General features: G+C 35.0%; 8 protein-coding genes, 1 pseudogene and 1 riboswitch. All 9 genes and pseudogenes read right to left on the bottom strand.

All coding sequences use genetic code 11. From position 1 onward, the window contains the following. Positions 1-14 precede the first annotated feature (14 nt). Positions 15-2,216: a TonB-dependent receptor gene (locus ACZZ95_RS08265; protein ID WP_463468685.1), complete on the bottom strand. Its 2,202-nt coding sequence runs from the start codon at positions 2,214-2,216 to the stop codon at positions 15-17. Positions 2,217-2,745: 529 nt separating this feature from the next. Further along, positions 2,746-3,969 (bottom strand): dicarboxylate/amino acid:cation symporter, encoded by a 1,224-nt coding sequence (locus tag ACZZ95_RS08260; RefSeq protein WP_463468684.1) that lies wholly within the window; start codon positions 3,967-3,969, stop codon positions 2,746-2,748. A gap of 137 nt (positions 3,970-4,106) precedes the next feature. Further along, the gene (locus ACZZ95_RS08255) at positions 4,107-4,760 is read right to left on the bottom strand and encodes a class I SAM-dependent methyltransferase (RefSeq protein ID WP_463468683.1); all 654 of its coding nucleotides are present in this window, start codon (positions 4,758-4,760) and stop codon (positions 4,107-4,109) included. Between the two features lie 94 nt (positions 4,761-4,854). Then, a complete protein-coding gene (metF, locus tag ACZZ95_RS08250; RefSeq protein WP_095952598.1) occupies positions 4,855-5,811 on the bottom strand; it encodes a methylenetetrahydrofolate reductase [NAD(P)H] in 957 nt (318 codons plus the stop codon). Positions 5,812-5,891: 80 nt separating this feature from the next. Further along, a pseudogene (locus ACZZ95_RS08245) lies at positions 5,892-8,972 on the bottom strand (vitamin B12 dependent-methionine synthase activation domain-containing protein). Between the two features lie 420 nt (positions 8,973-9,392). After that, positions 9,393-10,157, bottom strand: a complete 765-nt coding sequence (locus tag ACZZ95_RS08240) for a hypothetical protein (RefSeq protein WP_463468682.1) — start codon at positions 10,155-10,157, stop codon at positions 9,393-9,395. A 58-nt stretch (positions 10,158-10,215) separates the two neighbouring features. Beyond that, positions 10,216-11,220: a homocysteine S-methyltransferase family protein gene (locus ACZZ95_RS08235; protein ID WP_463468681.1), complete on the bottom strand. Its 1,005-nt coding sequence runs from the start codon at positions 11,218-11,220 to the stop codon at positions 10,216-10,218. A gap of 328 nt (positions 11,221-11,548) precedes the next feature. Next, a riboswitch (SAM riboswitch) is annotated at positions 11,549-11,664 on the bottom strand. Between the two features lie 530 nt (positions 11,665-12,194). Then, positions 12,195-13,247 carry an NAD(P)/FAD-dependent oxidoreductase gene (locus ACZZ95_RS08230; protein ID WP_463471641.1) on the bottom strand — a complete coding sequence of 351 codons (1,053 nt, stop codon included), beginning with the start codon at positions 13,245-13,247 and terminating at the stop codon, positions 12,195-12,197. A 96-nt stretch (positions 13,248-13,343) separates the two neighbouring features. After that, positions 13,344-13,925, bottom strand: a complete 582-nt coding sequence (locus ACZZ95_RS08225; protein ID WP_463468680.1) for a precorrin-2 dehydrogenase/sirohydrochlorin ferrochelatase family protein — start codon at positions 13,923-13,925, stop codon at positions 13,344-13,346. Positions 13,926-14,114 lie beyond the last annotated feature (189 nt).

The raw sequence follows: 14,114 nt of genomic DNA, 5'->3' as shown, positions 1-14,114 counted from the left end.
TTAAAATTATATAATTAGTTTAAAAAATATCTAAGTTTAACGGCAAAAGATCTTCCTGGTTTTTGCACTTTAAAATAGTCGTACACTTTTGTATCTGCAACGTTATTACACTCCAATCCAATGTTATACTTCCCATTCTGAAAAGCATAAGATGCACCAATATTTTGTGTCAACTGTTCTGGAATTACATTTCTACTGCTTGGAGCTCCGTTTCTTGTTGATACTAAATAATACTCATCTACATAGTTTGTAAATAAGTTAATCATCAGATTATCGTCTGTCGTTCTTATTTTTCTGAAATTAAAACTAACACTTGCATTTGCATAAAAAATAGGGACATTTGCCAGTTGAGAACCATTGTCATAATTTGGAACATTAGATCCTGGAGGATCAAATTTATTTGTGTCAATTGTTTTCTGATGTGTAGCGTTAACTTCAACTGTCAGCCAGTTTTTATACCCATAATGTAAAGAAGCATCAAAACCCGTAACCCTCACATTGTACTCATTTTCATAAACAGCTTGTACACCAGTTGCATCTATTCTAATAAAATCTTTTGCATCTCTATAAATGAAATTTCCCTGAACACCAAAAGAATGATTTTCTAAACCTTTTTTATAAACAAAACCAGCATTAAAATTATCACTTGATTCTGGTTTCAAAGTTGGTGCAGGTTTTAGATTTAAACCATCCCCCAACATTTCATCCCCTGTTGGTAAACGATACGCATGCTCAAAAGATGTTTTTAACTGTATATCGCTGGTAACAAAATAAGCTAATGCGGTTCCATAACCAACATCATCAAAAGAGCTTTTTTGTTCTCTATACATATTTTGATTATTAACATATTCTAAAATATTCATACTGGTATTCAAAAAATACTTTTTCCCAAATGCAATTACAGATAACTTTCTGTCAAATGTCATGAGGTTATAAGAAAGTCCTAAAATGTTTTTATTGACTATAGGTGAACCTGGTTTAGTAATAGTTCTAACTTCGTCATCTTCCTTTCTTTTCAAAGTATTAACCGAATAATTGAAAGCAAAATACTGTCTATCATTCAAATCATATTTAAAATTAGTATTGGCTTGAAAAGAGTTATCGTCATATACATAAATAGTTTTTTCGTCATTTAATTCTCCTCCGCTATTACTTACTACACTTGGGGTACGACTACCATCCCATTGATATCTATATGAGGAAGTATCTACAGAACGGCTTTGCACAATATTATAAGAAGCAATTAAGTTTACGGATAAATTTTTAGTAAAAAGACTGTCTTTTTTAAATTTCAAAGAAGGGACGAAAGCTTTACTATCATTAAACGCCTGCCCAACTACTCTCTGCATAGTCGATCCTGTTTGTATTTGTTTATTATTTGCTGAGGCCATCATACCTAGTAACAAATAATCTGCATATTTCTTTCCTTTTACACCAACCTCGGCCATGATAGCTCCCGATTTGTATCCGTCATGAAAGTGTTTATATTCGCGTTCTGGATTAAATGTACCATTGGGATTTGAAGTAGTAGCGCTAATTTTATAGCTATTATCAGTATAATTACCGAAAGCATTAATGTTAGTAACAAAACCACTTTTACTGGTAAATCTAGTATTTACTGCGACCCTATGTGTATTAAATGATCCGAAACTATATGACGCATCTATATATCTTTTTACTGACTGGTTGGTAATAATATTCACTGCACCTCCTAAGGCATCACTTCCTAATTCAACTGGCACCACTCCTTTGTAAACTTCTATGCGTTCTGCCATATTTACCGGAATATTGTTTAATGTAAATGAAGACCCATAACTATCAATTGGAATTCCATCCATAAAAAACTTAACCTGATTCCCTGAAAATCCATTTAATGAGAATTTGAAATCAGAACCCATTCCACCTGTTTCACGAACACGAACTCCAGTAGTAGTTCCTAATACTTGATTTAAGTCTGCAGACGAGTTGTATGTTTTCTTTAAATCAATTGCGGCAATATTAAAAGGCTGTTCTTTAACTCGTTCGATTTTAGACTTTCCAGTTACCTGAACCTCTTCTAAAGCCGCCATGTCTTCCTCAATCGTGATTTTTGGCGCAGTTTGGTTCGATTGCAGATTGATTTTTGTCTGCTTAGATTTGTAACCTACAAAACTTACAACTAAAGTATAATTACCAGGCTCTGCAGTAATTTCATATTCACCATTTTCATTTGTCAATGCAAGCGTAGTTGGTTCCCTTTAAGGCAACAGAAACACCTTCTGCCGGCTGTCCATTATCTGCTCGCAATAACTCCACTTAAAACTACTTTGCTATTTTGTGAAAAACCTTGAGCCGAAAAAAGGATGATCAACATCAAGATTATAATTCTTTTAATTTGCATTTTTATAAAACGAGTTTTGAATTTAATTTGGCCCAAAATTAAATTCAAAAATGCTTTTACGCAAGTTGTTTTTAACTATTCTAAATAAGAATTATAATTAACGATATAATTGAAGTATTATCAAAAAAGGAAAGATTTCTTAAGATTAAATTAAAATAACATTAAATTCTACTTAAATTTTAATTGTAAAGATTCTAAATAACAAAAATAACTTTACTAAAAAACCTACAAAAAAATCATAAAAAAGTCTCTGAGACTAAGCAGAGACTACGATTGTAAAAGGAACTTCAAATATTATGATTTGACTCCCAAATAGGCATAAGCAAAATTTAAAGTTTGAAATTTCGAATTTAAAATTTTAAACTCTACCATTTTGTCTTTTCGGAGAACCTAGAAACCATCATCGAAGAAATCACATCGCCATTTGCATTCAATAAAGTTGCAATTGGATCAACCAGCGTTCCTAAAATCATCGCAACTGGTAAAGCTTGTTCCATTGGAAAACCGTAGACGGTAATCGCTAAGACTTCCCCAATATATCCTCCATTTGGAATACCACCTTCGACAATTGAAACAATAACTGTAATTCCTAATGCTAAAAGAATAGTTGACGGATCTGTAAAATCTTTTCCAAACATGGCAAACAAAAATGTTATTTTTAAGATGGAAGACATACTCGAACCGTCTTTATGCAAAGGTGCACCAAGCGGAATTACCAAATTGCGAACATGAGCTGGAATGCCCATTTTTTCTGCGACCTCCAGATTTGCCGGGATTGTTGCAATACTGCCGCAAGTTCCAACAGCGGTTAACGATGGCGTTAAATTGTTACTCCAAAAAACTTTAAAAGCTCTTTTTCCCCCCGCAGCAAGTGCATACAAACTAAAAAACACAAAGAAATAAAAGATGCAGGCTGTATAATATACTGCCATAGGTTTTGCATAAACACCAAACAACTGCGGGCCAAAAATACCAACCTGATATGCAAAATAAGCTCCCAAACCAATTGGAGCAAATTTCATAATAATGTTTAATAATTGTTTCATGACTTCGTTTCCGGAATCAAGAAAACTCTTAAAGGTGTTTCCTTTTTCACCAGACTGCAATGTTGCAAAACCTATTAAAAAAGAAAAAATAATAAGCGCCAGCATACTTTTTCGAGACAATAATTCGAAAAAATCATTTGCAGTAAGGAGTTTAGCTATTTGATCTCCAGCAGATCCAGATTGAACATTTTCAAACGGAACTTTAGTAATCGCTATATCCTGATGAATGGGAAAAAGATAAACGGCAAAAATCATAACAATCGCCGAAATAAGAATCGTAGCCAGAAAAACCAAAATCATTACGAAAAACAGTTTTCCTAATTTTTCTGTTCTTTCCAAATTAGCAATTGAAGAACCGATTGTAAAAAAGATAAGCGGAATAATAGCTGTAAAAAGTAAATTCAGGAAAATATCCCCGAGAGGTTTTATGACCAAAACTTTTTCTCCAAAAACCAATCCGAAAACACTCCCTATTATTATACCACCAAGAAGCAAAAGTATACTGCTGTAATTCTGTAAAAAATTGATTTTTTTAACTTCCATAATGACACAACAATTTAGAATTAATTCAGCAACCTTTATTTTTAACACATAGAAACATAGTTTTCTTTGTCCAGAAAGGCGCTTCACTTATTAAACAAATAAAAAAATCTATTTTTCTATTTGTTTAAAAATTTCAATTATTTCTCCAAAACAATTGTTGTAAAAGCCCTGTCGACCAATTCGCCGGTTTTGCTTTTTACTTTTTCGGTCTGCGTTTCTGTATACACCATTTTAAAAGGCGTTTTCTTTATTAATTCCTGCGCTTTTTCGGTGCTGTACAATTCAAATTCGAATTGTGTAAAAGGCAGTTTCTTCATGAAATCTTCTTCTGCAAATGTTAGGCAGAAATTTCCATTTGTTTTTAAAACTCTATAAATTTCTAGTAGTAATTTTTCTGGTTCCTGCCAAAAATAAACTGTATTTACAGTGAATATTTTATCGAAAAACTCGTCTTCAAAAGGAATATTATTTCCGTCATAAAGTGAAAAGAAAGCCTGTTTTTGAGAAACAAAATTTCTGTTAATCTGACGTGCTTCCTGAAACATTACTTCAGACATTTCAAGTCCGTAATATTTTAGTTTTTCTGCTTGTTCAAATAGAAATTCCATATGTCCTGCATTTCCATGACCCAATTCCAGAATTCTGTTTTCTCCAGCTATATTTAGATTTTGAATCGAATGGCGTGTCATATTGATGTTCGTTTCGTTCATCATATTCCCCATTTCGATTCCTTTTTCTCCCGTCGGATTTTTTAATTGAGAGGCTATGGCTTGTAGTTCTTCTTGTTTCATAATACAAAAATTAAATTTCAATTAAAAAATTCCAATTCCAACTCAAGTTTGTCATTTCTCCCTTCGGTCGAAATGACAAACTTTGAACTTAAAATTAAAAAACCTGACTCGCGATCTGGCGGATATTTTCAGATTTTCCCATCGAGTAATAATGTAAAAACGGAACTCCAGCCGCTTTTAATTCTAATGACTGCTGAATCGCCCATTCGATTCCAACTTGTTTAATTTCAGCGTTATTTTTGCATTTATCTACAGCATCAATTAAATCTTCTGGAAGATCGATTCTGAAAATCTGAGGTAAAACTTGTAAATGTCTTTGAACAGCAATTGGTTTAATTCCAGGAATAATAGGAATTGTGATTCCCATTTCTCTTGCTTTAGCTACAAAGCTAAAATATTTAGAATTGTCAAAAAACATCTGTGTTACCACATAATCTGCTCCGGCATCAACTTTTTCTTTTAATCTTTTTAAATCTGATTGTAAAGATGGTGACTCTAAATGTTTTTCTGGATAACCTGCAACACCAATACAGAAATCAGCTTTGTTGTCGATATCCATAACTTCATGAAGATATTTCCCGCAATTTAAGTCATTGATTTGTCGTACCAAATCGATTGCATAATGGTTTCCGCCAACCTTTGGAACAAAAGACTGTTCGTCTTTCATAGCATCACCGCGAAGTGCCATTACATTGTTGATTCCTAAATACTGACAATCTACCAGCATATATTCGGTTTCCTCCTGCGTAAATCCGCCACAAAGTAAATGCGGAACAGTATCTACATTGTATTTATGTTTTATAGAAGCGCAAATTCCAAGCGTTCCCGGACGCATACGAGTCAATTTTTTATCCAAAAGTCCGTTACCGCGATCAATGTAAATATACTCTTCGCGAGAAGTGGTTACATCAATAAACGGCGGTTTAAACTCCATCAACGGATCGATATTATCGTACAATTCCTGAATGCTTTTCCCCTTTTGAGGCGGAATAATTTCAAATGAAAATAATGTTTTTCCCTTGGCGTTTTCTATATGTTCTGTTACTTTCATTTTAAGTCTTAAAGTTTGAATGTCGAAAGTCGAAAGTCCCGTCCTTTGAGACTTTATGACTTTTGACTTTATGACTATATTTAGTCTGCTATATTAGGATTTAACCACTTCATTGCATAATCTGTTGGCACGTTACGACGTTTGGCGTAATCTACCACCTGATCTTCTTTTATTTTTCCGAGTCCGAAATACCTGCTTTTTGGGTTTCCGAAGTAATATCCCGAAACAGAAGAAGCCGGCCACATCGCCATACTTTCTGTCAAGGTCACTCCAATTTCCTCAGCTACATTTAAAAGTTTCCAAATCGTTGGTTTTTCCAAGTGATCAGGACAAGCTGGATATCCTGGTGCCGGACGAATTCCTTTATAATTTTCTTTAATCAATTCTTCGTTGGTTAAAGATTCTTCAGTATCATAACCCCAGAAATCTTTACGTACTTTTTCGTGAAGATATTCGGCGAAAGCCTCTGCAAAACGATCCGCAAGCGCTTTTACCATAATCGAATTATAATCATCCAGATCCTTCTCAAATTCTGCTTGCCCATTCATCTACACCAAAACCTGTGGTTACGCAAAAAGCCCCCATATAATCCTCAATGCCACTTTCTTTTGGCAGAATAAAATCAGACAATGCGATATTCGGCGCGCCTTTAGTTTTTTGTGACTGCTGACGAAGCGTTAAGAATTTCTCCAGAACTTTTCCGTTTTCATCACGCAATTCGATATCATCATCATCAACCTGATTCGCAGGAAAAATGCCGTAAATACCTTTTGCTTGTAGTTTTTTCTCCGCCAAAATTACCTTAAGCATCGCCTGAGCATCTGCAAAAAGAGAAGTGGCTTCTTTCCCCACAACCTCATCCGTTAAAATCGCAGGGTATTTTCCGTGCAATTCCCAGGTTTGAAAAAATGGCGTCCAGTCGATATACGGAACCAAGACATCCAAATCAACCTCAACGGCTTGTTTGCCAATGAATTTTGGTTTCGTTGGCGTGTATTCGTTCCAGTCTAACTGCATTTTGTTTTTACGCGCATCTTCGATACTTAAGAAATTTTTATCTCTCGAACGATTTAAAAACGTTTCTCTAAACGAATCATATTCTGCGCGAATATCGCTTGCATATATTTTACGGTTATGATCCAACAGATTTCCTGCAACCGTAACAGCGCGCGAAGCATCGTTTACGTGAATTACAGTTTCTCTATATTGAGGTGCAATTTTCACGGCCGTATGCGCACGCGAAGTTGTTGCCCCGCCAATCATAATCGGGATTTTAATATCTTGTTTGTCCAGTTCTTTAGCCAGATACACCATTTCGTCAAGCGAAGGTGTGATTAGTCCGCTTAAACCAATTATGTCTACATTGTGCTCAATTGCTGCAGACAATAATTTTTTCCGGAGGCACCATAACACCAAGATCTACAATCTCGTAATTGTTACAGGCCAAAACCACCGAAACGATGTTTTTACCAATATCATGAACGTCACCTTTTACGGTTGCTATTAGGATCTTACCAGCCCCCGCCCCCGAAGGGGGAGCCTCCAATGCATCTTTAATTGTAGCTAAAACTTTCTCTAATCCTGTTAAAACCTCTGTGTTTGTAAATCTTAATACTTGAAATCCTTGTTCATTTAACCATTTAGTTCTTTCTAAATCGCTTACTAAATTTTCCGGTAGTTGATGAATTAAACCATCGACTTCAATTATAATACGTTCTTTTAAACAAACAAAATCAGCAATATAATCACCTATAATATGTTGTCTTCTAAATTTATATCCTCCTAATTGTTTTCCGCTTAATTGTTCCCATAAAATCTTTTCAGTTTCAGTAGGTCTATTTCTCATATCCAAAGAAAATTGCTTCAACAATCCATAATTAATTGGATTTGCAGTTTCCCAATGTTGTGAGGTTTTAACTCCCCCTTCGGGGGCTGGGGGGCGCTTTTGTGCATCTATAAAAGGTAACAAATACGCCACAGCTTTTTTCATTACACGTGCCGATTTTACTACCTGAGGCAGGAACATTTTCCCACTTCCAAATAAATCTCCTACGACATTCATTCCCGTCATCAAATTGATTTCGATAACTTCAATTGGTTTTGTAGCCGCTAATCTTGCTTCTTCAACATCTTCTTCAATAAAAGCATCAACTCCTTTTACCAATGAATGCGTAATTCTTTCCTGAACCGTTCCTAAACGCCATTCCTGAATCGCTTTTTTCATCACTTTTTACTTCGCCTTTTACGTTCTCGGCAAAGTCTAAAAGTCGTTCTGTAGCGTCATCGCGTCTGTCCAGAATTACGTCTTCAACGTGTTCTAGTAAGTCTTTCGGAATATCATCGTAAATCGTAAGCATTTCAGGATTTACGATTCCCATTGTCATTCCGTTTTTGATCGCGTGGTATAAAAACACCGAGTGCATCGCTTCTCGAACCGTATCGTTTCCTCTAAAAGAAAACGAAACGTTACTCACACCACCGCTGATATGTGCATGAGGCAAGTTTTCACGAACCCATTTTGTTCCTCTAAAAAAGTCCAAAGCGTTTAAACGATGTTCTTCCATTCCCGTTGCAACTGGGAAAATATTTAAATCGAAAATAATATCCTGAGGAGGAAAATTAACTTTGTTAACCAAAATATCATACGAACGCTGGCAGATTTCGACTCTTCGGTCAAAATTATCGGCCTGACCCACTTCGTCAAAAGCCATGATAATTGCCGCGACTCCGTAACGTTTGATTAATTTTGCGTGGTGAATAAAGGCTTCTTCACCTTCTTTCAACGAAATCGAGTTTACAACGCTTTTTCCTTGTACTACTTTTAGACCCGCTTCAATGATTTCCCATTTCGAGCTGTCGATCATAATCGGCACTCTCGAAATGTCTGGCTCTGCAGCAATTAAATTTAGAAATTTTGTCATTGCATTAACGCCATCCAGCATTCCCTCATCCATATTAATATCGATGATCTGTGCTCCTCCTTCTACCTGTTGTCTTGCAATATCAAGCGCCTCGTCATATTTCTCTTCCTTGATTAAACGAAGGAATTTTCTAGAACCTGTTACATTCGTACGCTCTCCAATGTTTACAAAAACACTTTCGGGCGTAATAATCAACGGTTCTAATCCTGCTAATACAAGGTCTCTTCTTTTTTCTGCCATTTTTTTTTAAGTTACTAAGGTCCTATCCCGAAGTCTCGGGACTAAGGTTCTGAGTTTTTTTATTCTTTGTTTTCCTGCAAGGTTTCCAAAACCTTGTAGGTATATATTTATCTTAAATTATTAATCTTATTTTGGGCGTGTCCCAAGGGCCGGGCTATCCGTTACAAGTCCTCGCACTTCCTTCGTCAGGCTGTGGGCTTTCCACTTCTATCCCTCACGCGGTATTGGTTTCAAAAGACGATTTATTTTTCACGATTTCAATTGTCGTTTTTGAAATAAATTCTTAAATATTTGAACCCATTGTATATTTCGTTCCTACGGAACTCTTGTTTTGATCCTTCATCATTTTCAACGGAATAAATTCCGTTGCTACCAACATTTCGTTCCTCTGGAACTTTTTATTCTTTAAACCCAAATATTTTACCACCCTTCATTAAAACCCTCTTCAGAAATATCTTCTATTATTTTACTATCAATTTTATATTTCCTAGAAATTTCCTTTTCATATTTTTTAGTTATCTCATCCAATTTATTGGCATATTTACTAGAGTTAAAATTTTCATCGTATGGATAAATTTTATCTGCTTTAGCTCTGGCTTTTTCATCCACTTTTGATAGTTCTTGATAAATTTTTTTTCTTAATTTATCACTTAATCCTGAATTAGTACTGTTTTCGGATTTGCTTATTAATTGATCTTGAAAATTATCAGCTATTATAAAATTTGCTATATATGATTCTTTATTATTACTTAATGCTATTTCATTAGTTACTTCCCCTTTTTTAGGACTATAAGTCGCCATAGCCACATTATAAGATCCACTAATTAAATCCTTATCACTATACAACCAAATTGTTAAATCATCAATATCATAATCTTCAGAAATAATCTTTTCAATTAATTTAGTTAACAAAGGTTCTATCTGCTCTCTAGTAATTTTATTAGAAACTAAATACTTAAATATTAACCTTTTATTTATTGAAGCATTAGCATCCATTGATGTTTTTATACTAATATCTTCTTTTTTAATTAGAGAATATTCAGGTAATTCAACATCCTTTTCATATCTTTTTACTTCAATTTTTTTTGGCGTTTTTTGCAAAATTTCATCTTTTACAGGTTTATCTTCCGCTTTTTTACAGGATAAAATAGAAATTAAAACGCTAAAAAAAATTATTCTTTTCATAATAAGGAACTGAATATTTTCCTACAAGGTTTTGAAAACCTTGCAGGAAACGTACACATTACTCAAAAACCGGCGCCACTCTTGGCTTGTAATCTTTCGCAACCTCAGCAATCAATCGAATATGATCCGGAGTTGTACCGCGACAACCGCCGATAATGTTGATTAAATTATCGTCTAAATATTCTTTGATTAAGGCCTGAGTTTGTTCCGGAGTTTCATCATACTGTCCGAACGCGTTTGGTAAACCTGCATTTGGGTGTGCTGAAACATTGAACTGTGTATGCTGAGATAATGTTTTTAAATAGGGTTTCAATAAATCGGCTCCAAGAGCGCAATTGAAACCAACACTCAATAACGGAATATGTGATACTGAAATCAAAAATGCCTCCACCGTTTGTCCAGAAAGTGTTCTTCCTGAAGCATCTGTAATCGTTCCTGAAACCATTATTGGAATATCAAGATTACGTTCGTCTTTTACTTCTTCAATTGCGAAAAGTGTCGCTTTTGCGTTTAACGTATCAAAGATTGTTTCTACCAAAAGTAAATCACATCCACCATCCATTAAAGCTTCTACTTGTTGTTTGTACGCAATACGCAAATCATCAAAAGTTACGGCTCTGTAACCCGGATCGTTTACGTCTGGAGACATGCTTGCAGTTCTGTTTGTCGGTCCGATGGATCCAGCAACGAAACGTGGTTTATTTGGATTTTTAGCCGTGAATTCATCTGCTACTTGTCTGGCAATTTTAGCCGATTCGTAGTTTAACTCATAAACCAGATCTTCCAGAAAATAATCGGCCATACCGATTGTCGTTCCTGAAAAAGTATTGGTTTCTACAATGTCTGCGCCAGCTTCGTAATAAGCGGCGTGAACATCGCGGATCGCTTGTGGTTGTGTTAGGGATAGTAAATCGTTGTTCCCTTTTAATGGATGCGGGAAATCTTTGAAACGCTCTCCTCTGAAATCTTCCTCTGAGAAGTTATAGCGCCGCAACATTGTTCCCATTGCTCCGTCAAGGATTAGGATATTTTTTTTTATTGCTTCTTGTATCGTAATTGTCATATTCTTTTGCCGCTAAGGCACTAAGGCGCAAAGCTTTTTTAATTATAATTTTTGAAGGCTCAATTTAAACCCGACAGGTTTTGAAAACCTGTCGGGTTTAACCTTCGATATTTTTCACATTAATTCCAAAAGTGCACTATTGCTGGCTCATTAGCCCCGATTGAAGTGGAAATCCTTTGCTTTTTTTCTTTAAAAAAGGAAAAGATTGCAACGAAAAGCGGGAACTATTGACTGCAAAAATGCGCCAATTATTAGCTCCTTACTAAACTGTTTTAGTAAATATTGTATGTTGTCTGGAAAAGTTTTGAGAAATACGTGTAATGTATTTGTGTTATCTATCTTTAATACCTAGAAATGTGTATAAAGTAGAATTTAGCACCTTCTTTATGATAAAGGGTTGCTAAGGTTTCATTGGGTCTATCCCTCCGCCTTTCGTGATAACTGACAATAATTTTAAGAACAGTGCAAAGGTATGAAATAGGGTTTCGATTTGCAAATGTTTTTTTTCTAAGGTTCTGAGGAGCTAATCCCGAAGCTTCGGGACTAAGATTCTAAGTTTTAAAATTGACTCCTGTTTTTCAAATATAGCCCGCGGTTTCAACCGTGGGAGACGTATTGTAATAATTTGCTTTTCATCGTGTTCATACGTTGTGTTCCAGTGGTTGAAACCACTGGCTATTTTTTTAATTGTGTTTCCTAAAAGTTTTCTGTCAGTTTTATGATAATACTTTCCGTATAACTGAGCTCCAGAGGAGCATAATGTTTATAGAAACAATTATACGGTTAACCAAAGCTCCAGCGGAGCGATATAATCTTTATAAATAATTATATGTCGCCCCGCTGGGGCTTTTCCAATAGATCTTGCATAATTCTATAAATATTACATCCCTACGGGATTAAAAAAAAGCTCAAACTATTTAGTTTGAGCTTTCCTAATATAAAATCTTAGTCTCTCAGTACCTTAGCACCTCAGATTAAACTATCGCTTTGACAACTGCTTTTGGTGCTTCTTTACGAGTTCCGTCGAAACCGTCTACACCAGAAACTGTTGTATATTTCAATACATATTTTTTACCTGGATTGATGATTCCGTATGCGACTTGACACATTAAAGTTGCTTCGTGGAATCCGCACAGGATTAATTTTAATTTTCCTGGGTATGTATTGATATCTCCAATCGCGAAGATTCCAGGAATATTGGTTTGGTAATCTAATGCATTGTTTACTTTAATCGCATTTTTCTCGATTTCTAATCCCCAGTCTCCAATTGGACCTAATTTGGGAGTCAATCCGAAAAGTGGGATGAAATAGTCACATTCGATTTTACGGTGTGCACCATTTTCTTCGATATCTAAAGATTCAACGTGTTCAGCACCGTTGATTCCGATAACTTCTGCCGGTGTAACTAATTTAATTTTTCCAGCTGTTTTTAATTCCTGTACTTTTTCTACAGAATCTAAAGCTCCTCTAAATTCATTTCTTCTGTGAATTAAAGTTACTTCTGAAGCTACATTTGCCAAGAAAATACTCCAGTCTAAAGCTGAATCTCCTCCTCCTGCAATTACAACTCTTTTATCTCTGAATTTTTCAGGATTTTTGATAAAGTATTTCACTCCTTTATCTTCATAAAACTCGATATCTTCAATAAGTGGTTTACGAGGCTCAAAACTTCCTAAACCTCCAGCGATAGCAATAACTGGCGCGTGAAATTTAGTTCCTTTATTTGATGTTACAATAAAACTCCCGTCTTCTTGCTTGTCGATTGTTTCAGCACGTTCTCCTAAAGTAAATCCTGGTTCAAACTGTTTAATTTGCTCCATTAATCCATCAACTAAATCTCCAGCTAAAACTTCTGGAAATCCTGGGATATCATAAATAGGCTTTTTTGGATATAATTCTGAAAGCTGTCCTCCTGGTTGAGGCAGAGCATCTAATATATGGCATTTTAATTTTAATAATCCTGCCTCGAAAACGGCAAATAAACCTGTTGGGCCTGCTCCAATTATAAGTATATCTGTTTTAATCATTATGTTGTTGTTTATAATCATTCTTAATAACGCAAAGAAACGAATAAATCCTTGTAATTTCAATGATTTTTATCATTAATTTCTCTCCGAAACTTTTTACTCTTTATTTTTTAATGAATTGGTTATTTCATTCATTCTTTTAACCTTTTCTTCAAAATCACCTTTTAAGGTCTTTCTATATTCATTAAGGTTTTCCACCATTTGATTGATATCTTCTGGAATTACTTCTTCGAAAAATTCCCGAAGCCTTTTAGCCGTTGTCGGCGATTTTCCGTTGGTTGAAATAGCGATTTTTACATTTCCTTTCGTTACGATTCCGCCTAAATAATAATCACATAACTCTGGCGTATCGGCAATATTGCAAATCAAATAGCGCTTTCTGGACAAATCGTAAACCCTTTTATTCACTTCCAAATTGTCTGTACAGGCAATTACCATGTGCCGTTTTTTGAGCATTCTTTTTTTGAACTTTGCCTCCGTCAATTTAATTGATGGATGTTTTTCTGCCAAAACCTTTATTTCTAAATGAAAGTCGGGCGCTACGACCTCAACATTTGCATTTGGACTTGACTTAAGCAAAAAAGACAGTTTTTCCAGTCCAACATTTCCTCCGCCCACAATTAGTACATTTAAATTGTGAAGTTTTAGAAATATTGGGTATAATTCGTTTTGTTCCATGTTAATCTTTTCTAACCAAAATTAGATGATTTTATTGAATTGGATAACCAATCAGATGTTCCTGACGGAAACATATTCTAATGAATAGTTTCTTTTGATAGAAATTCTTCGTAAAATCCTTTTAGTTTACTGCTTTCTCTTCCCCGGGTTGAAACCCGGCGCTACAATATAAATCGTTCCTTTGGAACT

Source organism: Flavobacterium sp. AC267 (genome assembly GCF_979258715.1).
Note: the sequence above shows the minus strand (reverse complement) of the source record. Positions and strands in the feature narration are given on the sequence as shown.

What these genes read in the sequence shown, in the direction of transcription:
- ACZZ95_RS08260 (WP_463468684.1), bottom strand. Translation starts at nt 3,969, where the DNA reads ATGGAAGTTAAAAAAATCAATTTTTTACAGAATTACAGCAGTATACTT.
- ACZZ95_RS08255 (WP_463468683.1), bottom strand. Translation starts at nt 4,760, where the DNA reads ATGAAACAAGAAGAACTACAAGCCATAGCCTCTCAATTAAAAAATCCG.
- metF (WP_095952598.1), bottom strand. Translation starts at nt 5,811, where the DNA reads ATGAAAGTAACAGAACATATAGAAAACGCCAAGGGAAAAACATTATTT.
- ACZZ95_RS08240 (WP_463468682.1), bottom strand. Translation starts at nt 10,157, where the DNA reads ATGAAAAGAATAATTTTTTTTAGCGTTTTAATTTCTATTTTATCCTGT.
- ACZZ95_RS08235 (WP_463468681.1), bottom strand. Translation starts at nt 11,220, where the DNA reads ATGACAATTACGATACAAGAAGCAATAAAAAAAAATATCCTAATCCTT.
- ACZZ95_RS08230 (WP_463471641.1), bottom strand. Translation starts at nt 13,247, where the DNA reads ATGATTAAAACAGATATACTTATAATTGGAGCAGGCCCAACAGGTTTA.
- ACZZ95_RS08225 (WP_463468680.1), bottom strand. Translation starts at nt 13,925, where the DNA reads ATGGAACAAAACGAATTATACCCAATATTTCTAAAACTTCACAATTTA.